This is a genomic window from Arthrobacter sp. CMU6, from assembly GCF_059090205.1.
The window spans coordinates 29626-52899 of the sequence record NZ_JBNHFL010000033.1; the positions used below are offsets into that span (position 1 = coordinate 29626).

The 23274-nt window shown below is 66.9% G+C and carries 24 protein-coding genes and 1 tRNA gene; 9 read left to right on the plus strand and 16 right to left on the minus strand.

The genetic code is table 11. The annotated features are described in order from the left end of the window. Nucleotides 1-85: 85 nt before the first annotated feature. Genes AC5RWD_RS19575 through phnD form a run of 5 tightly spaced genes read right to left on the minus strand, consistent with a single transcriptional unit; the run spans nucleotide 86 to nucleotide 4078 of the window. Entirely contained in the window at nucleotides 86-724 is a 639-nt protein-coding gene (locus AC5RWD_RS19575; RefSeq protein WP_494021608.1) for a TetR/AcrR family transcriptional regulator, read from the minus strand. Continuing rightward, nucleotides 717-1520, minus strand: a complete 804-nt coding sequence (locus tag AC5RWD_RS19580) for a tyrosine-protein phosphatase (protein WP_494021609.1) — start codon at nucleotides 1518-1520, stop codon at nucleotides 717-719. Before AC5RWD_RS19580 ends, AC5RWD_RS19575 begins: the two co-directional genes overlap by 8 nt. An 8-nt stretch (nucleotides 1521-1528) precedes the next feature. Next, entirely contained in the window at nucleotides 1529-2392 is an 864-nt protein-coding gene (gene phnE, locus AC5RWD_RS19585) for a phosphonate ABC transporter, permease protein PhnE (RefSeq protein WP_494021610.1), read from the minus strand. Next, on the minus strand, nucleotides 2361-3194 hold the full coding sequence (gene phnC / locus AC5RWD_RS19590; protein ID WP_494021611.1) for a phosphonate ABC transporter ATP-binding protein: 834 nt from the start codon (nucleotides 3192-3194) through the stop codon (nucleotides 2361-2363). The genes phnE and phnC overlap by 32 nt, the downstream gene beginning before the upstream one ends. Next, the gene (phnD, locus tag AC5RWD_RS19595; RefSeq protein ID WP_494021612.1) at nucleotides 3191-4078 is read right to left on the minus strand and encodes a phosphate/phosphite/phosphonate ABC transporter substrate-binding protein; all 888 of its coding nucleotides are present in this window, start codon (nucleotides 4076-4078) and stop codon (nucleotides 3191-3193) included. The genes phnC and phnD overlap by 4 nt, the downstream gene beginning before the upstream one ends. A 163-nt stretch (nucleotides 4079-4241) precedes the next feature. Between phnD and AC5RWD_RS19600 the strand changes: the two genes are divergently transcribed. Then, complete coding sequence (locus tag AC5RWD_RS19600) at nucleotides 4242-5027, plus strand: alpha/beta fold hydrolase (protein ID WP_494021613.1); 786 nt, start codon at nucleotides 4242-4244, stop codon at nucleotides 5025-5027. On the opposite strand, the gene AC5RWD_RS19605 is transcribed toward AC5RWD_RS19600, so the two are convergent. Together AC5RWD_RS19605 and AC5RWD_RS19610 are read right to left on the minus strand one after the other, a co-directional pair. Then, entirely contained in the window at nucleotides 5024-5362 is a 339-nt protein-coding gene (locus AC5RWD_RS19605; protein WP_494021614.1) for a hypothetical protein, read from the minus strand. The genes AC5RWD_RS19600 and AC5RWD_RS19605 overlap by 4 nt on opposite strands. Then, nucleotides 5355-5999 (minus strand): 4a-hydroxytetrahydrobiopterin dehydratase family protein, encoded by a 645-nt coding sequence (locus tag AC5RWD_RS19610; RefSeq protein WP_494021615.1) that lies wholly within the window; start codon nucleotides 5997-5999, stop codon nucleotides 5355-5357. Before AC5RWD_RS19610 ends, AC5RWD_RS19605 begins: the two co-directional genes overlap by 8 nt. Before the next feature lie 107 nt (nucleotides 6000-6106). Between AC5RWD_RS19610 and AC5RWD_RS19615 the strand changes: the two genes are divergently transcribed. The 5 genes from AC5RWD_RS19615 (at nucleotide 6107) to arfA (ending at nucleotide 12161) form a co-directional block, all read left to right on the plus strand. Continuing rightward, nucleotides 6107-7108: a LacI family DNA-binding transcriptional regulator gene (locus tag AC5RWD_RS19615; RefSeq protein ID WP_494021616.1), complete on the plus strand. Its 1002-nt coding sequence runs from the start codon at nucleotides 6107-6109 to the stop codon at nucleotides 7106-7108. Nucleotides 7109-7289: 181 nt separating this feature from the next. Next, the gene (locus AC5RWD_RS19620) at nucleotides 7290-8639 is read left to right on the plus strand and encodes an extracellular solute-binding protein (protein ID WP_494021617.1); all 1350 of its coding nucleotides are present in this window, start codon (nucleotides 7290-7292) and stop codon (nucleotides 8637-8639) included. Between the two features lie 40 nt (nucleotides 8640-8679). Further along, the gene (locus AC5RWD_RS19625) at nucleotides 8680-9660 is read left to right on the plus strand and encodes a carbohydrate ABC transporter permease (protein WP_494021618.1); all 981 of its coding nucleotides are present in this window, start codon (nucleotides 8680-8682) and stop codon (nucleotides 9658-9660) included. A 2-nt stretch (nucleotides 9661-9662) separates the two neighbouring features. Beyond that, entirely contained in the window at nucleotides 9663-10559 is an 897-nt protein-coding gene (locus AC5RWD_RS19630; RefSeq protein WP_494021619.1) for a carbohydrate ABC transporter permease, read from the plus strand. 63 nt (nucleotides 10560-10622) lie between these two features. Next, nucleotides 10623-12161, plus strand: coding sequence for an arabinosylfuranosidase ArfA (gene arfA / locus AC5RWD_RS19635; protein ID WP_494021620.1), 1539 nt, complete (start codon nucleotides 10623-10625; stop codon nucleotides 12159-12161). Nucleotides 12162-12721: 560 nt separating this feature from the next. On the opposite strand, the gene AC5RWD_RS19640 is transcribed toward arfA, so the two are convergent. From AC5RWD_RS19640 to AC5RWD_RS19665, 6 genes are all read right to left on the minus strand, one after another. Next, a complete protein-coding gene (locus AC5RWD_RS19640; protein WP_494021621.1) occupies nucleotides 12722-13771 on the minus strand; it encodes a sulfate/molybdate ABC transporter ATP-binding protein in 1050 nt (349 codons plus the stop codon). After that, nucleotides 13768-14634 carry an ABC transporter permease gene (locus AC5RWD_RS19645; RefSeq protein WP_494021622.1) on the minus strand — a complete coding sequence of 289 codons (867 nt, stop codon included), beginning with the start codon at nucleotides 14632-14634 and terminating at the stop codon, nucleotides 13768-13770. The genes AC5RWD_RS19640 and AC5RWD_RS19645 overlap by 4 nt, the downstream gene beginning before the upstream one ends. Then, on the minus strand, nucleotides 14609-15433 hold the full coding sequence (modA, locus tag AC5RWD_RS19650; protein WP_494021623.1) for a molybdate ABC transporter substrate-binding protein: 825 nt from the start codon (nucleotides 15431-15433) through the stop codon (nucleotides 14609-14611). The genes AC5RWD_RS19645 and modA overlap by 26 nt, the downstream gene beginning before the upstream one ends. Further along, complete coding sequence (locus AC5RWD_RS19655; RefSeq protein ID WP_306925962.1) at nucleotides 15430-15840, minus strand: TOBE domain-containing protein; 411 nt, start codon at nucleotides 15838-15840, stop codon at nucleotides 15430-15432. Before AC5RWD_RS19655 ends, modA begins: the two co-directional genes overlap by 4 nt. A gap of 166 nt (nucleotides 15841-16006) precedes the next feature. Further along, nucleotides 16007-16077, minus strand: a tRNA-Cys gene (locus tag AC5RWD_RS19660). A 71-nt stretch (nucleotides 16078-16148) separates the two neighbouring features. Beyond that, nucleotides 16149-16418, minus strand: a complete 270-nt coding sequence (locus tag AC5RWD_RS19665; RefSeq protein ID WP_494021624.1) for a GNAT family N-acetyltransferase — start codon at nucleotides 16416-16418, stop codon at nucleotides 16149-16151. Between the two features lie 196 nt (nucleotides 16419-16614). Between AC5RWD_RS19665 and AC5RWD_RS19670 the strand changes: the two genes are divergently transcribed. After that, nucleotides 16615-17130 (plus strand): flavin reductase family protein, encoded by a 516-nt coding sequence (locus AC5RWD_RS19670; protein ID WP_494021625.1) that lies wholly within the window; start codon nucleotides 16615-16617, stop codon nucleotides 17128-17130. Between the two features lie 18 nt (nucleotides 17131-17148). Here AC5RWD_RS19670 and AC5RWD_RS19675 read toward each other — a convergent pair whose 3' ends face one another. Both AC5RWD_RS19675 and AC5RWD_RS19680 read right to left on the minus strand, forming a co-directional pair. Then, nucleotides 17149-19326: an amylo-alpha-1,6-glucosidase gene (locus AC5RWD_RS19675; RefSeq protein ID WP_494021626.1), complete on the minus strand. Its 2178-nt coding sequence runs from the start codon at nucleotides 19324-19326 to the stop codon at nucleotides 17149-17151. Nucleotides 19327-19478: 152 nt separating this feature from the next. Beyond that, complete coding sequence (locus AC5RWD_RS19680) at nucleotides 19479-19859, minus strand: hypothetical protein (protein ID WP_494021627.1); 381 nt, start codon at nucleotides 19857-19859, stop codon at nucleotides 19479-19481. 474 nt (nucleotides 19860-20333) lie between these two features. On the opposite strand from AC5RWD_RS19680, the gene AC5RWD_RS19685 reads away from it, so the two are divergent. Further along, nucleotides 20334-21542 (plus strand): aspartate transaminase, encoded by a 1209-nt coding sequence (locus AC5RWD_RS19685; protein ID WP_494021628.1) that lies wholly within the window; start codon nucleotides 20334-20336, stop codon nucleotides 21540-21542. 49 nt (nucleotides 21543-21591) lie between these two features. Then, nucleotides 21592-22269 carry a 4-carboxy-4-hydroxy-2-oxoadipate aldolase/oxaloacetate decarboxylase gene (locus AC5RWD_RS19690; protein ID WP_494021629.1) on the plus strand — a complete coding sequence of 226 codons (678 nt, stop codon included), beginning with the start codon at nucleotides 21592-21594 and terminating at the stop codon, nucleotides 22267-22269. A gap of 190 nt (nucleotides 22270-22459) precedes the next feature. Here the strand turns inward: AC5RWD_RS19690 and AC5RWD_RS19695 are convergent. Further along, on the minus strand, nucleotides 22460-23274 hold an 815-nt coding region (locus AC5RWD_RS19695; RefSeq protein ID WP_494021630.1), incomplete at its 5' end, for an HNH endonuclease.

Genomic DNA, 23274 nt, shown 5'->3' on the forward strand with positions numbered 1-23274 from the left:
TGAGCAGCCGGAACGCCCGTCAGCTGGTTGCGGCGCCTATGAATGCCTAGTGAACGCAGTCCGAACCTCGGGGCGGGCAAGCGCCTCAGGCCGGGGAAGCGCCGCGGAACACCAGGCGGACGGCCGCCCGGATCCGAGCCCTGCCTTCCTCCGGGTCCGAGGGGGCCCGCACCACGAACTGGTAGTAGTACAGTCCGTTGATGAGGTCGATCATGGCCTCCACGTCCACGGACGGATCCACTTCCCCGGCAGCAATCCCGCGCCGGATCTCCTCCGCGATCGGCTCGCGGCGGCGGGACACGTGGCGCTCCCAGGACAGTGCCCGCAGCGCCTCGTTCTCCAGGCCCATGGCCACGCGCTTCTTCACGAGTGTTCCCACGCGCCCCTCGACGGCGACCGCGGACTGTTCATAGCTGTTGAGGATCGTTTCCAGCGTGGTGGCGCCGGGAATCAGTTCAACGCTGGAGCGCACACTGTCCAGCGCGGCGGCGAGCAGCTCCTCCCGGCTGGCCCAGCGCCGGTATACAGCGGCGCGGCTGACACCGGACCGTTTCGTGATGGCGGCGATGGTCACGTCCTTCGTGTCCCGCTCCAGCAGCAGGTCCGCCGTGGCAGCGAGGACGGCCGACTCCAGCGAAGTGTCGCGGGGCCTGCCCGGCCGGCGGTCCGCCGCCGCATCAGTGTCTGCCGCCGCATCAGTCCGGTCCGCCAGCGCCTCAGCCACGGGGTTCCACCAGCCGGGTGCGGAGCTGCTCAATGACTGCATCGCTCAGCCCTGCCTGCCGCACAGGCGCCGCCACGCTGCCGTGCCGCTCCACCAGGATCCGCTGCATCGCGTCCATCGAGGCCGCGTGAGCGCCCATCATGGCGCCCCGGTCCTGGCCGGCGGCAAGCTGCGACTCCGGAATGAGCTGCCCCATGATCGCCCGGAGCCGCGGGTACAGCCGCGGCAGCCGGGCAGCGGTCACGGCATAGTCCGCGGAGATGGTCTCCGCGGACGCTCCCAGCAGGGAAAGCACGACGGCGGCGAAGACTCCCGTCCGGTCCTTGCCTGCCGCGCAGTGAAAGACCGTGGCACCGTCACCCATGGCCACGAGGGTGACGCCGAGGGCCAGTTGGCGCGCCTGTGATTCCAGCAGGTTCGCGTACCAGGCGCCCACATGTGCTGGCGTTGCCGAGGCGGCCATGAGCTCCCGGCTGATGTCCTCCGGCATGGACACGGAGGCGGTCAGGGCCAGGTGGTGGTAGTTGACGCCGGGCAGCGTCAGCGGCCCGCGGCCGGTCAGCAGCGCCTCCTCCGGTGAGCGGAGATCGATAACGGCACGCACGCCGTCGTCGATCATCTGCCGTGCGAAGGCGGCGGGCATCACGGAGACATCGTCGCTGCGCAGCAGCACGCCATGGCGGGTGATGCCGCCGTCGACGGGGAGGCCGCCGAGGTCGCGGAGGTTCACCGGAGTGAGGTCCGGGACGGGGACGTCCGGCCCGGAGTCAGCGGAGAGGGTCACGGTTTCCTGCATGGGTGTTCCTAACTGAGCTTGGCACGGATGACGGCGCTGAGGCGGTCGATGATGCTGACCAGGACGATGATGCTGAGGATGATGGCGCAGAGGTGGCCGTAGTCGTACATGCGCATGGCGGTGGTCAGCTCCAGGCCGATGCCGCCCGCGCCAACAAGGCCCAGGATGGTGGCGCCACGGACGTTGCCCTCGAAAAGCAGGAGCGTGTAGCTGACCAGCAGGGGAGCGGCCTGGGGGAGGATGGCGTAAGTGATGATCTGGCGTTTGTCCGCGCCAACGGCTGTCAGCGCGTCCACGGGCCCGGGCTGGACGGACTCCATGGCCTCGGCATAGACCTTGCCAATCGATCCCACGGAACCCAGGACGATGGCGAGGATGCCGGCGAAAGGTCCCAGGCCCACGGCGGAGACGAACATGAGGGCGTAGATGAGTTCCGGGATGGACCGCAGCACATTGAGGATCCAGCGGCAGCCGGCGTACACCCAGCGCGGGGCGATGTTGCTGGCCGCGCCGAAGCTCAGAAGCAGCGACGCGACTGCGCCGAGGACCGTTCCCACCACTGCCATCTGCAGGGTTTCGATGAGGAGCCTGGCGATAGTGCCGAACTTGTCGAACGTGGGCGGGAAGAGCCTAGCGAGGAAGTCACCCATGTTGGGCAGGCCGCTGACCAGCTTGTCCGGGTCAAGGCCCGCCCCCGCGCCAGCCCAGACAAGAATGACGGCGATGACCGCCCAGAGAGCGGCGCCCCGGACCGTGGGGAGGCTGAAAGGCCGGGACAGCCGGAGCCTGTCCGCTTCCGTGAGCTGGATGCCCGACGCCGGCAGGGCCATCTCCTGCGTTTCAGTTTTCGAGGAGCTCAGTGTCGGCGCCATAGATCTGCTGCACCTCCTTTTCGGTGATGTGGGCGGCGGAGCCGGCGAAGACCACTTCGCCGGAGTGCAGGCCGAGGACGCGGTCGGCGTACCGGCGGGCGAGGCCGACGACGTGCAGGCTGACGATGACGGGAATCTGTTCCTCCCGCGCGATGTCGCGCAGCAGGCCGAGGATGTTTCCGGCGAGGCGCGGATCCAGCGAGGCAACGGGCTCGTCGGCGAGGATGAGCCGGGGCCGCTGCATGAGGGCACGGGCGATGGCGACGCGCTGCTGCTCGCCGCCGCTTAGGCTGCGGCACGGCTGCTTCGCCTTGTGGGCCAGGCCCACCCGATCCAGGAGCTCCAGCGACTGGGTCCGCTGGGCTGCGCTGAACGTGCCCAGGAGGTTGATGGGCCCGGCGCTGTGCAGCCCACCGGTGAGCACGTTGGTGAGGGCGCTGAGCCGGGGCACCAGGTTGAAGTGCTGGAAGACATGGCCGACGTCGGAGCGCAGCTCCCGCAGTCCCGCCGGTGACTGCCGGGCGATGTCCCGCCCGGCCACATCCAGGGAGTCGGCGGTGAAGGGCGCAAGGCCGGTGAGGGTTTTCATGAGCGTGGATTTCCCGGAGCCGGAGTGGCCCAGCAGGGCCAGCACTTCGCCGGGGAACGCGTCCAGGTCGACGTCGTTCAGGGCAACCTGCTCACCGTACTGGACGCGGAGGCGGCGGCCGACGACGGTAGGGGGTCCCGCCGTCGGGCGTTCCCTGGGCGTGGCGGACGGCGGGCTGACGGCCGCTGGGCGGGTGAGTGCGGCGCTGGTCACCGCAGGTCCTCGAGGTCCACGCCGATGGACTGGGCCACGTCCACGAGCGGTGCGTAGGTGCTGAACTCGGGGTCGGCGGCGGGCTCGCCTGTGAGGCCGAGGGTCTTGGCGACCTTCGCGTTGCCGGCCATGAGGGCGGGCAGCTTTTCCTTCAGGGCCGTGCGGGCCTCTTCGTCCAGGTCCTTGCGGACCACGATGGAGACGCCTACCGGGATGGGGTCGGACTTGGCGATGATCCTGACCTTGTCCTCGGTGAAGACTTTCTTCTCGAGGAACGTCGGATAGAGCTGGCGTGCCGTGCAGGCGACGTCCACGCTGCCATTCATCATGGCCATGACGGCGGAGTCGTGGGAGCCGGCGAAGGTGCTCTTGTAGTCCGTGCCACCGGTCAGGCCGGACTTGGCCAGCAGGGACTTGGGCATGAAGTAGCCGGTGGTGGAGCCGGGGTCCACGAAGGCAACCTGGCGTCCCTTGACGTCGGCCACGGTGTTGACGCCGCTGTCCGTCCGGGTGAGGCAGAAGCTGGCGGGTTCCTTGCTGGCGCCCCAGACGAGGAGCGGGTCCACGCTATCCGTCTTGTAGGCGAGTGCCGCCGAGAACTGGCTGAGGACCGCGACGTCCACCGAGCCGTTGCGCACAGCCTCCACCACGCCGAGGTAGTCGGCCGGCTGGAGGTTCTTCACCGTGCGGCCGGAAGCCTCGCCCACCATGGTGGCAAGGTCGGCCATGATCTGCTGCTCCTCGGGATCGTCGGTGCCCGGAGGAGTGGCGAAAGTGAGTTCCTTGGAGGGGGAATCAGTGGAGGCGCTTGCTCCGCCGGAGCATCCGGCCAGGGCGAGCAGACCAATCAATGAAGCGGCGATGATGCCTGCACGAGCGTGCATGAAGGGGCCTTCCGTCAGGTGTTGGGGGGTGACGGAATTACGAAACCACCGGTATCTGAATCGGAATTACGAGACTGACGTACCTTGAATGTCCGGAAGTTGAACACTGGGATTGGCGAGGGAAGCCCTACCCACCCGTAACCACGCGGCGTTAGGATGCCGTGTGACTTTCACCTCCGGATACGCGGCCAACGGCGACCTGCGCATGTACTACGAGGTCCATGGCCAGACGGTTGACGGCCGTTCACCGCTGCTCCTCATCCCCGGCGGGGGCTCCACCATCCAGACGAACTTCGCCAGCATCATCCCGCTGCTGTCGGCCCAGCGGCAGGTGATCGCCGTCGACGAGGAAGGCCACGGCCGGACCGCGGCAACCGACCGGGCGCTCACCGCCGAGAATTCAGCCGGGGACGTCCTCGCGGTCCTCGACCAGCTGCACCTGGATTCGGTGGACGTGCTCGGTTTCAGCGCCGGCGGCCACACAGCCCTCGCACTGGCCATGCAGCACCCGGCCAGGGTGCGCCGCCTCATCGCCGCCTCCACGTTCTTCAGCCGGGACGCGCTGCCCGACGAATTCTGGGAGGGCATGAAAGCGGCCACCCTGGACAACATGCCCGCCGTCTACCAGGACGCCGACCGCAGCCTCAATCCCGACCCGGCGCACCTCGAACGGCTTTTCGAGCTTGACCGGCAGCGCATCGTCGGCTTCCGGGGCTGGTCGGAGCAGGACCTCGGAAGGATCACGGCACCAACGCTGGTGCTCAGCGCCGACCAGGATGTGATGGGCCCCGAACAGGCCGTGCGGATGTCTCGCGCCATCCCCGGTGCCCGGCTTCTGGTCGTGCCCGGCGGCCACGGCGACTACCTCGGCGAACTGGCCGCCAGCGACGGCGACCTAAAGGCCATGCACGCGACCCTCCCGCACCTGCTGCGTTTCCTTGACGCCTAACCTTCTGGCGGCGCAGACGGGACGACGACGGCGGAAGCCTCCCGCCGTCGTCCGCCCCGTTCTGGATCAGGAAAAGGTGCGCTATTGCCGGACGCCATCGGAACCTCGCTGGAACCGAACCAGGTCAGCCGGCGCTTCGCGAACGGGTCGCCGTCGAACCGGGCCGCCTGGTCCAGGAAGGCGCCGGGACGGAGCGCCACGAACGGCACCTGCTGTTCCTCGAGCCGGTGCTCTGCCAGCCTCTTGTGCCAGAAGTGCGGCATGCCGGGCGTCTGGGCGCACGTGAGGATGCTGGTGAGCACGAACCTGCGAACGGGTGCAGGGCCGTTAGTCACGTCCCTGCCAGGTGCAAATGTCCACCACATTCCCTTCGGGGTCGATGAGGGAAACCCATGCGGGCGCGAAGCGGTCACCGAGGACCCGGCCGCCGGCAGCCACGACAGCGTCGACGCGGGCCTGCGCCTGGTCATGCGGGACCGAGACGTCCACGTGGATCCGGTTCCGCGGCGGAATGAACTCCTTGTCCTGGAACCACGCGGGCGGACCGATCAGGTTGGGCTCCACGAGGTCCTCGTCCCCGACGGCGACGTAGCCCAGCGCCGCACGCCAGAACTCCATGACGGCCGGGCGGTCCGCGGCGTCGAACGCGAGCTGCACGTGCTGCACGGCCGACGGGTCCGCCTTCAGCCCAAGCCGTGCAGCGGCTCCGGAGATGCTGCGGGCCAGCTCGAGGTCGCGGTCGCTCAGGCCCACGCCCGGCGTGATGACCTGGACGGTGACTGTGTCCGGTCTGAGATCCACCAGCGGGGCGTGATCGAGGGCCTCGGCGGCCTCCGCGATCGCGGCAACAAACCTCGCGCCGGTGGCGAAGTCCCCGGTCTCGTAGAGGGTCTTCGCGCCCCAGAAGAGCACGCGCCACTCCGCAACGCCGTCGGCGGATGAGAAGTCTGTGTCGGAAATCCGTGTTGCCATGCCCCCACTATTCGGAGTCCGGAGGCAACGGTCAATGGGGCCCTCCCGGCAGCCACGCGGGGTAGCGGGCTGTAACATCGTTCACATCCGGCTTTGAAAGGGGAGCAGTGCGCGCAACGGTCAAGGACGTCGCGCGCCGTGCCGGGGTCTCGCCCAAGACTGTCTCGAACGTGATGAACGGCGTGGTGCCGGTCAGCGGATCCACCAGGCTCAAGGTGGAGCAGGCCATCCTCGAACTCGACTATGTGCCCAACCTTTCCGCCCGGGGCCTGCGCAATGGCAGGTCCGGTGTCATTGCCCTGGCACTGCCGGACCTGGCCACGCCGTACTCCGCCGAGATAGCCCACAACGTGGTGGAGGTGGCCCACGAACAGGGCTGGCGCGTCCAGATCGAGGAAACCGGGTCCGATCCCCGCCGCGAATACGAACTCATGTCCCGGGCGCGGTCCAACCTCATCGACGGCCTGATCCTCAACCCCGTGGTGCTGGACGAGAGCGCCGTCAAGGTGGGCGTCTCCCTGCCCCCGGTGGTTCTGCTGGGGGAGGTGTCCCAACAGCTGGCCGACCGGGTGTGGGTGGACAGTGTTGCCGCCGCCCGGGACATGACCCTCGCGCTGGCCCGGGCGGGCCGGCGCCGGATCGCTGTACTCGGAACTGCCGAAAGACGCCACTCCGCAGCGGCAGTTCTGCGCACCCGCGGCTACCAGGCGGCGCTTGAGGAACTCGGCATCGCCCGGGACGACTCGCTGCTGATCCCCTGCGAGAAGTGGACGCCCCAGACGGCTGCCGGTGCTCTCGCCTCCTATCTGGATTCCCACCCGCTCCCGGACGCGCTGTTCTGCTTCACCGACTCCATGGCCATCGGTGCGCTCAGCGTGCTGTGGAAGCGGGGAATCAAGGTTCCGGACGACGTTGCCGTGGCCGGCTTTGACGACATCGCCGACGGCCAATATGCCGTCCCGTCCCTCACCACTGTCTCCTTTGACAAGCGCCGCGTGGCCAGCGAAGCCCTGCGGCTCCTCACCGCGCGGATGGCCGACAGGTCCGGAGGGCAGCGGGTGGTCACCGTCGACTACAGCATTGTGGAGCGGGGGAGCACCCGCAGCTAAACAAGAGAGTGCCCTCAAATTGTTGGCGCTAACAATTTCTCCTTGTGCCCGGTTTTACAACGATGTAATGTGAGGTCTGCGTCACACGCCAGCCTTCACCGGATCCGGTTGCAGCGGTCCGGAATGGCTGGCGCGGTGCCACAAGGATTACTTTCAGCGGACCCATCCAAAGGAGTGACGGGTGAAGCAGTTTGATTTTTTCGCCGGAAAACAGTTGTCCGGCAAACAGGTGTCCCGGCGGCAGCTGCTGGCGGGAACCACGGCGCTGGGCAGCGTCTTTGCCGCGGCGGGCCTCACGGGCTGCGGCGGAATCGCCTCCGCGGCGGCCGTCCGGGACATCGCGTTCTGGCATCTGCTGTCCGGCGGCGACGGCATCAAGATGCAGGCCATGATCAGCGCGGCAAATGGGGCCAACCCCGGCTTCAAGGTTCATCCGACGGTCCTCGCATGGGGCCCGCCGTACTACACCAAGCTGGCCATGGCCTCAGCCGGCGGCCGGCCCCCGGAGCTTGCCATCATGCACGCCAGCCGTGTCCCCGGTTATGCGCCGGGCGGACTGATCGACCCGTGGGACATGTCCCTGCTGGCCGAACACGGCGTGACGGCCGGGAGCTTCGCCCCGCGGATCTGGGACAAGAGCCAGCACGACGGCAAGGTGTTCTCCATCGCCCTGGACTCCCACCCCTTCGTCATGTTCTACAACACCGACGTCGCCGGCAAGGCAGGGGTCCTCGCAGCCAACGGGCAGTTGCAGGCGGTGACGTCGCCGCAGGACTTCCTGGCGATGGCGCGCGAGATGCAGAAGGTCACACAGGCGCACGGCCTGTCCTTCGGCTACCTCGGCAGCGGATCCCAGATGTGGCGCCTGTTCTACACGCTCTACAAGCAGCATGGGGCGGACATGGAACTCACCCCCGGCCAGCCGATGAAGGCCGACCGGGATGCCGCCGTCGATTCCCTGGAATTCATGGCTTCGCTGTTCGATGACACCGTCGCCGCCAAGAGCGGGGACATCGGGACGGGTATCGCCGAATTTGCCCGCGGCGGTTCAGGGATGCTGTTCAGCGGCGTCTGGGAACTTCCCACCTTCAAGAAGGCAGACCTGCCGGTCGATGCCGCCACCATCCCCACGCTCTACGGGACGCCGGCGTCCTACGCGGACTCGCATTCCTTCGTCCTGCCCCGGCAGCTGAACGTCGACGACGAGAAGCGGCGCGACGTGTACAAGTTCGTTAGCGACATCCTCAAGGGATCGCTGTCGTGGGCGGAGGCCGGCCACATTCCGGCTTACCAGCCGATTGTGCAGTCGCAGGCTTACCGGGACCTCACGCCCCAGATCCACTACGCCAACGCCGCGGATATCATCGCCTACGATCCCGAGGCCTGGTTCAGCGGCTCGGGCTCGGACTGGCAGACCTACTTTGCGGAAAACGTGCAGAACGTACTTCTTGGCCGCGACAAGGCAGCCGACGGCTGGGACGCCTTTGTGCGGCGCACCAACACCCTTCTTTCCCGGCCCAACCCGGTCTGAGCCCACTCAGCGAGAAAACTGAGCGACAAAGGAGTCCCCGATGAGTTCCTTAGCAACATCCCAAGACGCCGAGCGTGAGGCGTCGTCCCTCCCTGGCCTGTCACGCAGAAACCCGTCCTTTAAAAACGCGTCCGGCTCAGAGACCGCCAGTCCCCGCCGGACCCGGGACAACCTCAACGGCTGGGGCTTTGCGGCCCCGTTCCTGGCGTTCTTCCTGGTCTTCCTCGTCTGGCCCCTGCTGTACGGCCTGTACATGAGCCTCACCGGCAAGTCCCTCACCGGGGCCAATGACAGCCTGATCGGCCTGGCCAACTACGCCGAAGCCCTGGCGGACGCCGACATGTGGCACTCCCTCGGCAACACGCTCTACTTCACGGTGATCAGCACGGTCCCCCTGGTGCTCGTTGCCCTCGTCATGGCCGCACTGGTGAACGTCGGGCTGCCGGCGCAGTGGCTGTGGCGGCTCTCCTACTTCGCCCCCTACCTGCTTGCCTCCACCGTGGTCTCCCTCTTCTTCACCTGGATGTACAACCCGCAGCTGGGCCTGATCAACGACTCACTGGCGAAAATCGGGCTGCCCAAGGTGGCCTGGCTGAACGACCCGAACGTGGCGATGTGGTCCATCGTCATCGCCACCCTCTGGTGGACAGTGGGCTTCAACTTCCTGCTCTACCTGGCGGCCATGCAGAACATTCCGGCGCAGCACTACGAGGCCGCGTCGCTGGACGGTGCCGGTGCCTGGCGGCAGTTCTTCTCCATCACCCTGCCGCAGCTCACCCCGACCACTGTGATGATCGTGCTCCTGCAGATCCTGGCCTCGCTGAAAATCTTCGACCAGGTGTACCAGATGACAGCCGGCGGCCCCGCCGGCTCCACCCGGCCGGTGGTGCAGTACATCTTCGAAACCGGGTTCACCGGTTACCGGCTGGGCTACTCCGCAGCCATCTCCTACATCTTCTTCGGGCTGATCGTGGCCGTCTCGGCCATGCAGTTCTTTATCACTCGCCGCAGGAGTGCATAACCATGGCAACCCAGACCCTCACCCGACCCGCGCCCCGCGGCACGTCCGCCGCACCGCTCCGCCAGCCCCGGAAGAAGATGACGGCGGGCAGGGCCGCCGTCCTGGTGGTCGCCGCGATCCTGGCCGTCCTCTGGCTTGTCCCCTTCGCCTGGGCAACCGTCACCGCCTTCAAGAGCGAGACGGACGCCGCAGCGCCGAAAGTAAGCTGGATCCCGCCGTCGGGCTTTACCGCCGATGCGTTCATCAAGGTGTTCCAGGACGGCAATATCCCGCTGTGGACGTGGAACTCCCTCTACACCTCCGCCGCCATCACCGTGATCACGCTGGCCATCTCCGCACTGGTGGCCTATGCCCTGTCCCGCATCGACTTCCGCGGCAAGAAGGTGCTGATGACGGTGATCATCGCCTCCATCATCATCCCGCCGCCGGTGCTCATCATCCCGCTGTTCTACCAGATGGTGGCGCTGCACATGATCGACACGTCGTGGGCCATCATCCTGCCGCAGGTCATCCACCCCGCCATGGTGTTCGTGCTCAAGAAGTTCTTCGACCAGATCCCGCGTGAGCTCGAGGAGGCCGCGGTGATGGACGGCGCCAGCCGGATGCGGATCTTCACCCAGATCATCCTGCCGCTTTCACGCCCCATCCTGGCCGCCGTCGCGATCTTCGTGTTCATCAGCGCCTGGAACAACTTCCTTTGGCCCTTCATCTCCACCAACGACGGGTCCATCCTGACCCTGCCGGTGGGGCTGCAGACCATCAAGAGCGCCTACGGCATCCAGTACGCGCAGAACATGGCGTCCGCGCTGCTCGCGGCGCTGCCGCTGATCCTGGTTTTCCTGTTCTTCCAGCGCCAGATCATCAAGGGCGTTGCGACGACGGGACTCGCCGGCACCTGATCCGCACCTTCGCTGTCCACTGATTATCAACGAACCTGTTCCACAACCAAGGAGATACCTCACATGTCCCGCGCAAGGATCACCCTCGACCGCGACTTCACCATCGGGGAAGTACCCCGCCGCCTTTTCGGCTCCTTCGTTGAGCACATGGGCCGCTGCGTCTACACCGGCATCTACGAGCCCGGCCACCCGGAGGCCGACGAAAACGGCTTCCGGCAGGACGTGCTCAAGCTCGTCAAGGAGCTCGGTGCCACCGTCATCCGCTACCCCGGCGGCAACTTCGTCTCCGGCTACAACTGGGAAGACGGCATCGGCCCCCGGGAAAATCGTCCCCGCAGGCTCGACGGCGCCTGGCACACGCTCGAGACCAACGCCTTCGGCCTGCACGAGTTCGTGGACTGGTCCCGGCAGGCGGGCACCGAAATCATGGAAGCCATCAACCTGGGCACCAGGGGCGTGGACGCGGCCCGCGAAATCGTGGAGTACGCCAACCACCCGGGCGGCACCTACCTGTCCGACCTGCGCGCCAAGAACGGGCACAAGGACCCGTTCAACATCAAGCTGTGGTGCCTCGGCAACGAGATGGACGGGCCCTGGCAGATCGGGCACAAGACCGCCGAGGAATACGGCCGGCTGGCCCAGGAGGCCGCCAAGGCAATGCGGTTCGTGGACCCGGACATCGAACTGGTGGCCTGCGGCAGCTCCAACTCCGGCATGCCCACCTTCGGCGCCTGGGAGCAGACCGTCCTGGCCCACGCCTACGAGGAGGTGGACTACGTCTCGCTGCACGCGTACTACCAGGAGCACGACGGCGACGTCGGCAGCTTCCTCGCCAGCGCCGTCGACACCGACTACTTCATCGAGTCGGTGATAGCCACGGCCGACGCCGTGCGCGCCAAGGGCAAGCACAAGAAGCACATCAACCTGTCCTTCGACGAGTGGAACGTCTGGTACCAGCGCGGCCTCGACACCGAGGACCAGCCGCACAACGTCTCCAAGGCCGGCTGGCGCGAGCACCCCAGGGTCATCGAGGACAAGTACAACGTGACGGACGCCGTCGTCGTCGGCACCCTGCTCAACTCGCTGCTCCGGCACGGCGACCGGGTCAAGATCGCCAACCAGGCGCAGCTGGTCAACGTGATTGCGCCGATCTTCAGCGAGGAGAACGGCCCGGCCTGGCGCCAGACCATATTCCACCCCTTCGCCCGGATGGCCGAACTGGCGCAGGGCCAGATCCTGCGCCTCTCCGTCGCTTCTGACAAGTACGGCAATGCCCGGTTCGGCGACACCGACCTCGTGGACGTCAGCGCGACGTGGAACGAGGAAACCGGCAGGGTGGCGCTGTTCTTCGCGAACCGCGGCCTGGAGGAAGCGGCCGACGTCGAGGTGGCCCTGCGCGGCTTCGACGCCCGCCAGGTGCTCCGCGCCGAGGTTCTGGAAATCCCGGAGGGCGGCGACCGCTTCACGATCAACACCCAGGGCAGCCCGGACCGCGTGGGCCTCAAACCCCTGGAAGGGGCGAAGGCCAGTGGCTCCGAGCTCCGGCTGACCCTGCCGGCGCTGTCCTGGGCAGTCGTCGAGCTGGATGTGGTCAAAAACTGATCCCTTGCGCGGGACCTCTCGAATGGGGCGGGCGGCCTTCGGGCTGTCCGCCCCGCAAGGCGTTGTGTACGTCCGTACACAAGCAGTGTGTGGTGCCGCTGGCAGGGATCTTGGTTCTGGCGCTGTCCCCGGTGCTGCCCAAGCGCAAGTAATTGGGTTCCAGCCATTGAAATCGCCTGAGGCAGGGCAGGTCTGAACAGACCACACTTGCTCAGAATGAACATGATCAATATAAAGCCGCGCTGCCGAATCATCCTGGATAACGACTGGGCAGGCGGCCCGTTCACCGGGCAGCCCCGGAACGCTGCTGCCTCGCGGACCATCATTGACGCCGTCAGGGCTAGTTCCGTCGGTGACATGGCGCCTGGGGGACAGCGCGCCGCTCGTCGTCACCGGGCTTGACCACGTCACGTGCATGTTCGAGGAAACGGGCGGTTCGCCCGCCAGGAGGACCTACACCCACGTGGACTAGAGACCGATCATCGCCGACTTTGTTGCACGCCTGCGGCTGCATGGATAGCTGCAAAGGCAGCCGGCACCGGGCGGAGTGCCGCTAAAAGCTACGCAGGGTAGACGGCGACGGCGGTGGCTTTGATGACGAAGTAGACGGTCATCCCGGGTGTGAGTCCGAGGTCTGCCGAGGCTGCCGGTGTGATGTCCGCGGACAGCCCGCCGGCGTGGACGCGGATCTGGTCGCCGTGGGGTTCCAGGTCTGTAATCGTGACGGCGAAGGAGTTCCGCGGGCTGCCGTGTTCAGCACCCAGGAAGACCGAGACCGCTGTCGGCGAAAAGACGGCGACGCCGTCCTGGCCGGGGACTGCACCGTCCTCGGGGTGCGCGGTGATGTCCAGCCCGCCGTCGGACGTGAGCCCGCGGCCCGTGATGGTGCCGGGGAGGAGGTTCATGCCTGCCAAACCGGCAGCGAATTTGCTGCGCGGTTTCTCCAGGACGCCGCGGGTGGGTCCTTCCTCGGTGATCCGCCCGCCTTCGACGACGACGGCCCGGTCGGCGAGCATGAGGGCGTCCAGGACGTCGTGGGTGATGATGATGGCCCGGCGGTTGGCGAGGACGCGCTTGAGGAGCCTGCGCAGCATGGGGGCTGCATGGATGTCGAGGGCGGCCATGGGTTCGTCGAGGAGCAGCAGTTCGGGATCCGTGGCCAGGGCGCGGGCGATGGCGACGCGCTGTGCCTGTCCGCCCGAGAGCTGGCCTGGCCGCCGGTCCGCGAACTCCGCGGCCTCCACTTCGGCCAGCCAATGCCGTGCCGTCTGCAGCGCACTGGCCCGGTTCGCGCCCGCCGCCCGCGGCCCGAAGGCGACGTTCTCCAGCACGCTCATGTGCGGAAAGAGCAGCGGCTCCTGCGCGAGCAGTGCTGTTCCCCGGGCGTGCGGCGGCAGGAAGTGGCTGTTCCCGCCGTCGAGGTTGAAGAGTGTCTTGTCTCCGAGTACTGCGTGCCCGTTGTCCGGGCGGAGCAGCCCGGCGATGATTCCCAGCAGCGTCGACTTGCCGGCTCCGTTGGGCCCCAGCACGGCGACGGTTTCAGAGTGCCCGAGCGTGAGCCCGACGTCGAAGTTGCGCGCGTGCAGCGCGGCGTTGAGGGTGAAGGTCATGCTGCCGGCCCCGCCTCTGCCGCCACCGCCCGGGGCCGCCGGTAGGAAAGTCCGACGACGGCAACGGCCACCGCGACCAGCACCAGTGAGAGCGCGACGGCGGCATCGGCATCGGTTTCCCGCTGCAGGTAGATCTCCAGGGGCAGGGTGCGGGTGACCCCCTGCAGGCTGCCGGCGAAGGTCAGGGTAGCGCCGAACTCCCCAAGACAGCGCGCAAAGGACAGCACGGCGCCGGAAGCCAGTCCCGGCAGCACCAGCGGGATGCTGACGCGCCGCAATACCGTGGTGGGGCGCGCGCCGAGCGTCGCCGCCACCGCCTCGTACTTGGTGCCGGCGGTGCGCAGGGCACCCTCGAGGCTGACCACCAGGAACGGCAGCGCCACGAATGTCTGTGCGAGAACGACGGCGGTGGTGGAGAAGGCGATCTGGATCCCCGCCAGCTCCAGGCTCCGCCCGAGCAGGCCCTGCCGGCCGAACGTGTAGAGCAGGGCGATGCCGCCGACGACCGGCGGCAGGACCAGGGGGAGGAGCACGAAAGCCCGCAGCAGCCGCTGGCCCGGGAACCTGGCCCGGGCCAGGACGATTGCCAGGGGCACGCCCAGCACGATGCACAGCAGGGTACTCGCGGCCGAGGTCCGCAGGCTGAGCCCCAGCGCGGTGAGGGACGACTCCGAGGTAATGAGCGGGATGAACTGCCCCCAGTTCACCTTGGCCACCATGGCGGCCAGCGGCAGCAGGACAAACAGGGCTCCTGCTGCTGCGAGAGCGAACACCCACGGTGGAACCCCGGTGTATCCGGTGTCCTGTCTGTTTGTTTTGCGGGCCGTCCAGGCCTTGCTACGGGGTTCCGAAACCGGCGTCACTGAGGACCTTCTTGCCTTCGCTGCCGGTGACCATGGCGATGAAGGCGCTGGCCAGTTCCTTGTTCCTGCTGCTGCCCACGGTGGCGATCGGGTAGGTGTTCACGGCCTGGTCCGCCTCGCTGAACGGGATGCCCTTGACCTTGTCGCGTGCATTCCTGACGTCGGTGGCGTAGACCAGGCCGGCGTCGGCTTCCCCGGAGGTGACCTTGCCCAGGACATCGCTGACGGACGATTCCTCGCTGACGGGTTTCAGGACGGTCCCGGTGGCCTTTTCCACCTTCTCGGTGGCCGAGCCGCAGGGTACCTGCGGTGCGCAGACCACCACCTTGACGCCCGGCTTCGCCAGGTCAGTGAAGGAAGTGATCGACGCCGGGTTGGCCTGCGGAACCGCGATCTCCAGGACGTTGGTGGCGAAGTTGCTCGCCGTTCCGTCGGTGAGCCTGGCGTCGGAGAGCTTGGCCATGTTCTTGGTGTCGGCGGAAGCGAACACGTCCGCCGGAGCGCCCTGGGTGATCTGGGTGACCAGGTCCGAGGACCCGGCAAAGTTGAGCGTGACCTTGGTGCCCGGGTTCGCGTCTTCGAACTCGGAGGCGATCTTGGTGAACGTGGCCTTCAGGGATGCGGCGGCGAACACAGTCACGGTACCGGACGGCTTTTGGGTGCCGCCGGTCCCGGCCTCCGTCGAGCTGCCGTTCTGGGCCGCGACGTTCGCGGTATTGGAAGCAGCGCAGCCGGACAGCCCGGCAGCAAGGACGCCGGCAGCCAGCAGGGCGCTGATGCGAACGCGGGGGATGCTCATATGATGCTCTTTCCCTGGGGTGTTTCGATGATGACCGTGGTGGCCTTAACCACGGCGGTGGCCACGGAGCCGAGTTCAAGGCCGAGCTCCCTGACGGCTTCGCTGCTCATCAGGGAGACGACGCGGAACGGGCCGCACTGCAGCTCCACCTGGGCCATGACCTTGTCCGCGGTGATGCCGGTGACCAGGCCAACGAACCGGTTGCGCGCTGAACTTCCTACACGGGTGGGGTCCTCGGGCAGCTGCGCCTGCTCGCGGGCGAGGTGCGCCAGTTCGAGCCCCTCGACGGCCAGCCGGCCGGAGGCGTCCTTCACCGGGGTCAGGGTCCCGTTCTCGGTCCAGCGGCGGACGGTGTCGTCGCTGACGCCCAGGAAGCGCGCTGCTTCGGAGATGCGGATTTTCGGCATGACAACCATGATGTCTCATTTGCGGAGTGTTTCGAAGTTTTCTACCGCAAATCAGAATGTGACTGGCGAATCTGCTCACCAGGAGACGTTCTCACCGGGTTCCTCACCGACTACCTACGTCCAGGCGTCGGCGTCCGCTGGCACTTGAGCCAGCCGCCCGAAGCTGACGTGATGGCGGGATTCGAACCCGCGTAAACGGTTTTGCAGACCGCTCCCTGGCCTCTCGGGCACACCACGTACCGGTAGCCTAGGCAAGCTCTGGGCCGGTGTCCTGCGTGTGTAGAACTCGGTCGCCACGTTGCGGCTGACTACGCCGCCCGGTATCCCGCCAGGTCCAGCGTGTACACCACCACCTGGACCTTCGGAGCAGGCCGGGGCCGCTCCCGTTCCGGCCGCCGGACAAAGCCGAAGCGCCGGTACAGCTGCTGGGACCGTTCGTTGTCCGCCCCCGTGTCGAGCACCAGGCCGCTGGCGCCGGTGGCCTGGGCAAGGTTCGCCGACTCGGCAAGCAGCCTCCAGCCGATGCCCGAGCGGCGGGCCTGCGGCAGCACGGCCAGGAGCCGCAGCTCCAAACGCACTGCCGGGACGGTTCCCACAGCAGCGACGTGTCCCGACGTTCTTCGTCACCCAGAGGCATGCATCCTGGACTGTTTTGTTACGCCCCGCTTCGGCCGGTGAAGCTGCGTTTCCATGCGCGTCAGTTCGTTGCAGCCGGGGTTGGGAAGCGGGCAGCGAGGTGCTTGATTGGGTGTACACGCTTCGAAAGGACTCGCCATGACGGAACTCTCAGACCTCAGCCCGCGCCGGATTCGCAACGTGCTGGGCCACTTCGCAACAGGCCTGACCGTGATCACCGCCACCACCGAGAACGGCCCTGCCGGGTTCACCTGCCAGTCCTTTGCGTCCCTCTCGCTGGAACCGGCGCTGGTGACCTTCAGCCCGGCACGGACCTCCAGCACCTGGCCGCTGTTGCGCCAGGCTGGGTGCTTCACCGTCAACATCCTCCCCGCCGACCTCCAGCACCTCGCGGCCCAGTTCGCCCGGCCCGGAGCGGACAAGTTCGCCGGTGTTGAGCACTCGCCGTCGCCCCTCGGCAACCCTGTCCTCGACGGCGCCCTGGCCTGGGTGGACTGCGAGCTGCACCAGGAGTACGACGGCGGGGACCACACCATTGTGGTGGCGGCGGTCCACGCGCTGAGCGCCCGTTCCGACGTCGATCCGCTCCTCTTCTTCAAGGGCGACTACGTCTCCGTGCAGCCACGGGCCAAGATCCTGGAAGGCGTCGCATGACACGGGGCGGCGGCGCCGCTACCGGCCCCAACTCTCGAACCGTTCGTTTCGGCGGTGAGTGGCCTGCTGAACCAGTTCGATCATCCAGGGCCGGTGCCCCTGGTGGAACGTCATCCCTTCCGGAAGTCCTTGGACGGAGGGAACGGAGTTGGCAATGTCGATGGTGATGCGGCCGCCGCCCAGCGGCGCGTTGCGGATGTGCAGGTCCCCGAATGACTCCGGAAGAACGGGATCCATCCACACCCCGCCGGCGGACACCACCGGGTCATACCGCATCAGGCTAGTGACCAGCTGGATCGGCGCGGTGGCCGCCCAGGCCTGCGGTGAGCACGCCGTCGGATACGGGACGGGGACGGCGAGCTGCTCCCGGTTGAAGCCACAGAACAGCTCCGGCAGGCGGCCCTCGGAGTATTCGGCCGCGTCCATCATCCCGGTGGCGATCCGCTGCGCCTCTTCCACGAAGCCGTAGCGGAGTAGCCCGGCGGCGACGATGGCGTTGTCATGCGGCCAGACAGATCCGTTGTGGTAGCTGGCGGGGTTGTAGGCACCCATGTCGCTGGCCAGGGTGCGCACGCCCCAGCCGCTGAACATCTCCGGGGACATCAGGTGCTCGGCCACCATCGGGGCCTTGTCCTGGTCAATGAGTCCCTGCAGCAGGCAGTGCCCCATGTTCGAGGCACACGCGTCCACCTGCTGTTTCTTGCCGTCGAGGGCTATGGCGTAGTACCCGCGTTCCGCGATCCAAAATTGCTCGTTGAACTGTTTCTTCAGCCGGGCCGCGCGGTCAGTGAGCTCATCCCCCAAAGCCGTGTCCCCGGCGTCGTACGCCAGCCACGCCCGCGACAGGTAGGCGACGTAGACGTAGGCCTGGACCTCGCAGAGTGCGATCGGGGGCTCGGCCAGTTTGCCGTTGGCGAAGTTGATTCCATCCCAGGAGTCCTTCCAACCCTGGTTTATCAGCCCCTGGTCATTGAGGCGCTCGTACTCGACGAAGCCGTCGCCGTCCTTGTCCCCGTAGTTCATGATCCACTCGAGCGCCCGGTCCGCGTGGGGCAGCAACGCGGCGATGGTCTCCTTGCCGAAGCCCCAGCGGCTGACCGCCCCGAGCACCATCAGGAACAGGGGCGTGGCATCGACGCTGCCGTAGTAGTTTGACTTGCCGCCCAGGGACAGCCCGCTGGAAACGTCGAGCCGCACCTCGTGGAGGATCTTGCCCGGTTCCTCCTCGGTCATGGGATCAACCACGGATCCCTGGCGGTCCGCCAGGGTTTGCAGGGTGCCCAGCGCCAGGGACGGGTCCACCGGCATCGCCATGACCGAAGCCCACAGGGAGTCCCTGCCGAACAGGGTCATGAACCAGGGCGCCCCGGCGGCCACCACCACACGCTCAGGGTGGTCGGGGTCCTCAATCCGAAGGGCGCCCAGATCGTCGTAGCTGCGGCTAAGGGTCCGCTCAACAGACCGGTTGCCCATCTGCAGGACCGGGATCTTCGCCACCCACTCCCGCCGACGGCGGTCCCGGGGCGACAGGCCGTCCCCCTCGGAATGGACAAAAGCCATCGCCGAATCGGTCCCCTCGGTGACGGGCAGCGCGGTCAGGACTGCGCTCCAGTGCCCATGCGCCGGAACAGTGGCCCGGTACGTCACCGCGTCCGCCGAAACGTCCGCACCCGGGGCCTGGACCACCACGCCCTTCCGGACGTCCTGCCACGCCGCCCGGATGGTGAGCGCGCCGCCGTCGGCCTGCCGGTTCTCGTCCCAGCGCCGTTGGATCCGCGCCTCCTTCACCTCGAAGAGATCCGCGAAGTCGGCCCCGATTTTCAGCGCGACGGCGCAGTCGACCGGCTCGAGGGAGAAGTTCCGGACGGTGACCTGCTCCTGGAGGCCGGCCCCCACTTCCCGCAGCCGCTCCACGATCAGCGGGCTGTCGGCGTAGCCGTCCGTGCGCGGAACCCGGCCGACGAACAATGCCCGGTACGGCTCCTTCGTCTCCGCGGCAAGCGGCTCAAGCGCCAGGCCATCAACCGTCAGGCTCCAGCCCGAGAGGATGCGGGCGTCGCGCACAAAAAGGCCATGCGGATGCTCTGTACTGATGTCCCCGTTCGGCAAGGAAATACAGAAGGACGATCCCTCAACCAGCGTGACGGTCCCGGCACCCAGCGGTCCTGCCGCCGTATCAGCATTCCATCCAGCCATCGGGGCCACCTCCGAGCAACCAGCAAGCGTGCAGTTACCCTTAGGCCTGCCGCTGCCGACACCGCCGTTCCTCCGAACGACGCTACGCTCGCTTGCGCTCCCTCGCTAGGCCTTGACGAGAACGACGCCGCGTACGACGACGCCCTGCCGGGTTACGCCGGGATCGCTCCGGATTCCGGCTGGATGCCCCAGGTCATTTTCCGGATCATTTCGCGCTGCAAACCACTGAGGGCGGCGAGCTCATAGTCATCCAGAACCCCCCGCCGTCGTGCTGCTGCCAGGAGGCCCAGGCGGCGGTCCTCCAGAGCGGCCTTGGACTCCTCAAGTTCAGCCAGCTCCGACTTGAGCCGGCGGATGGCGGCAAGGTGCTGCTCGGCCGGCAGACCCGACGGGAGCAGGTCGTCGGACGACAGGCCCACGGTGCGGACCGCCCAGCGGGAGAGCTCCGCGGCCTCGGCGATGCGGGTGACTTTCAGGCCGTCGCAAAGCGCCTGGGCGATCTGCTGGTTCAGCCGGACGGAGAAGGCGCGCATGCTGGCGGCATTGAAGGAAATACGCTGCCTGCTGTCCCTGAGCAGCTTGCGTGTCTTTTCCGCCTGGACAGCAGTCGCGTCCGGTTTCGCCGTCCCCGATAGCGGTAATAGCCTTCCCGGCGGTCGTCGCGGTGCAGAACAGCCAAGAGCACTCCTCGGTTCGGATTTACGTCGTACGGCGCCGGATTGGGCCGGCCAAGTGGCGCCCGCCGAATGGCGCCCGCCAAATTGCGCCCGCCAAGCGGGCCCGACTTATGTAGAAGGCTAGGCAGGCCGGACGGTGCGGCGGAAATACCTATAGTGCGTGGACCCATAACCAAAAGGTTTGGTCAGGGTTCTTCTGCAGGACGTTCGACGGCGGTCCATAAGAGACGCTTATCCGCCCACGCAGATTAGGTCTTATCCATACCGGCCGGGAGTCCCTAGTGTCGAAGGAACGAGTATCGCTCCCTCCTGACTCCCTAGGAAGAGACCATGTCTGAATTTGAACCTGCATCGCGAGTGTCCCGCATCAAGTCTTCTGCCAGCGTGGCCGCAGCGGCCCGCGTGCGTGAGCTGAAAGCGGAAGGGCGCCGGATCCTGGACCTGACAGTTGGTGAGCCGGACTTCGATACCCCTGAGCACATCAAGGCTGCAGCGGTTGAGGCGATCAGCAAGGGCGAGACGAAGTACACCTCGGTCACCGGCACGCCAGCGCTGCAGCAGGCGATCCTCCAGACCATCGAGCTGCGCAGCGGCATCCACTACACCCCGGCTGAGATCACCATCGGCGGTGGCGCCAAGCAGGTGATCTTCACGGCGTTCATGGCTTCGCTGGACACGGGCGACGAGGTTGTGGTGCCCGCCCCGTACTGGGTTTCCTACCCGGACATGGTGCTCGCGAACGAGGGCACCCCGGTGGTTGTCACCTGCGGCGAGGAGTCGGGCTTCAAGCTGACCCCCGAAGCCCTGGCCGGGGCGCTGAACGAACGGACCAAGTGGGTCATCCTGAACACCCCGTCGAACCCCACAGGTGCCGTGTACACCCGGGCGGAACTACGGGCCCTGGCGGATGTGCTGGCGAACTTCCCGAACGTCTACGTCCTCACGGACGAGATCTACGACCAGATCTACTTCGGTTCCGGCCGGATTACGAGCCTGGTGGAGGTAGCGCCGGAACTGAAGGACCGGATTCTCGCCGTCAACGGCGTGTCGAAGGCCTACGCCATGACCGGCTGGCGGCTGGGCTACGCCGCCGGGCCGGCGCCGCTGATCGCGGCGATCAACAAGCTCCAGTCGCAGATCTCCTCCTGCCCGTCCTCCGTGAGCCAGGCCGCCAGCGCCGCCGCGCTCACCGGCGACCAGACCTTCGTGCGGGAGAGTGTGGAGGTTTACCGCAGCCGGCGCGATGCAGCGGTGGCCGGGCTGAACGCCGTCGACGGCCTTTCATGCGCGACGCCGGAAGGCGCCTTTTACGTGTACGTCAACTGTGGCGGTGCCATTGGCAAGACCACCCCGGAGGGGAAGGTCATCGCCAATGACGAGGACTTCACGCTCTACCTTCTTGAGGCAGCCTCCGTCGCCGTCATCCAGGGATCGGCCTACGGACTGGGCCCCTACTTCCGGATCTCCTACGCCACCAGCCTCGACGTCATCGAAGAGTCCATCGCAGCCATCGATAAGGCCGTTCGGGCCCTCAGCTAACCCTCGCCAAGCGGGCCCCCAGCCAACCCACCAAATGAAGGAAAATTCCGTGATCCACGTAAAGACCAACATCGAACGACCCGACGCCGATGCCGTCCGTCGCCTGGCGCAGTTCTCCTCGGCCACGATCCACGAGGCACAGGGCCGCAAGGGAGCCCTCAGCTCCAAGATCAAGCCGATCGACCGAAGCATGTCCTTCTGCGGTCCCGCCACCACTGTCCGCTGCGCTCCGCGGGATAACCTCATGCTGCAGGTGGCCATCCACTACGCCGAGGCCGGGGACGTTGTCCTGGCCGCGGCGGGGGAGTACGAGGAAGCCGGAACGTTCGGCGACGTCCTCGGCAACGCCATGAAGGCCAAGGGCCTCGCGGGCCTGGTAACGGACTCCGGCGTCCGCGACACCCAGGACCTCATTGAACTGGGCCTGCCCGTCTTCTCGGGCAGTGTCTCCATCAAGGGCACTGTTAAGGAAACCATTGGCCCCATCAACCACCCTGTGGTTTTCGGTGACGAGATCATCTACCCGGGCGACGTCCTGCGCGGCGACGCCGACGGAGTTGTTGTGGTCCGGAAGGAAGAGATCGAGGAAGTCATCCGCCTCTCCCAGGAACGTGACGACGCCGAGCGCGAGCTCATCGGCCTCTACCAGGCCGGCGGAACCACCATCGAGCTGTGCAACCTCACCGAGGTGCTGAAGGCCAAGGGCCTGCTCGTCGAGCAGCCGTAGTCAGGTAGCGCTGGGTGGGTTGACTGCCTAGACCTGCGCTGGCGATCACCTCAGGCGGGGCAGAATGACTGTCCCGCCTGAGGTGTATTCATCCCCAACTTATGCCCTGCCGCGCTTACAACTCCGCGTTTACGTCTCCGCGCGGCTTGCTTCCCGCGGCTTGCTTTCCCGCGACCTAGCACCATACGGTCTACGCGGCCGGGCCGGGCTGCATGGACTGGTGCCTTTCGCGGAGTCCTGTTTCGCGCAGGCTGGTCCCTGGTAACGGGGGTGCCGTGGAGCGGTAATTGTGGCCGGTGGGGGTGGTGATCTCGAAGGTATGCCGCGGCCCGGGCCTGGGCTTTGCTTTCCATCCGGGGAGTTCCTTGGTGTGGTTGCACGCTTCGCAGAGCCCGGCACCGTTGGCCAGGCTGGTTGGTCCGTTCTCGTGCCAGGGGATGATGTGGTCAAGGTGGCGGATAGGTGCGTCGCAGTAGGGTGTGCGGCAAGTGTCGTCCCGGATCTGGATGAAGCGGCGCAGCGGTGCCGGGAAGAGCCGCCTTTGGGAGTCCATGGCCACGAGGTCGCCCGTTCCCGGGGCGGTGTAGAGGCGGCGGAGCCAGATCTTGAGCTTCTGCGTAGCGTCCTTCTGGCCGGTGTTTGAGGCGACAGCCGGAGTGTCTTGTCCCGCTGTTGGTCTCCGGTCCGGGGCTGGCCTGATGTCCTGTGCTTGACTGCTGTCCGGGGCTTCCGACTGGTTGAGGAGGTTGCGGGCCCAGGCAGCGGGGACGGCACCGTAGCCGGTGAGGCGGGCGGGTTCGGTGTCGGCTTGGAGGAGGGTTCGGTCGGTCATGACGAGGCTGATGTCGATGCCGGTGATGCCGCCGGGGGTGCCGGTGGTCCGTTCGACTAGGGTGTCGGCCTTGATCTGTCCCAGGCTGCGGGGGTCGCCGGTGGCGTGGAGGGTGTCGGCGTGCCGGGTCAGGGCGGCGTAGACCGCGACTCCCTCGTGGGCGGGCAGCAGCG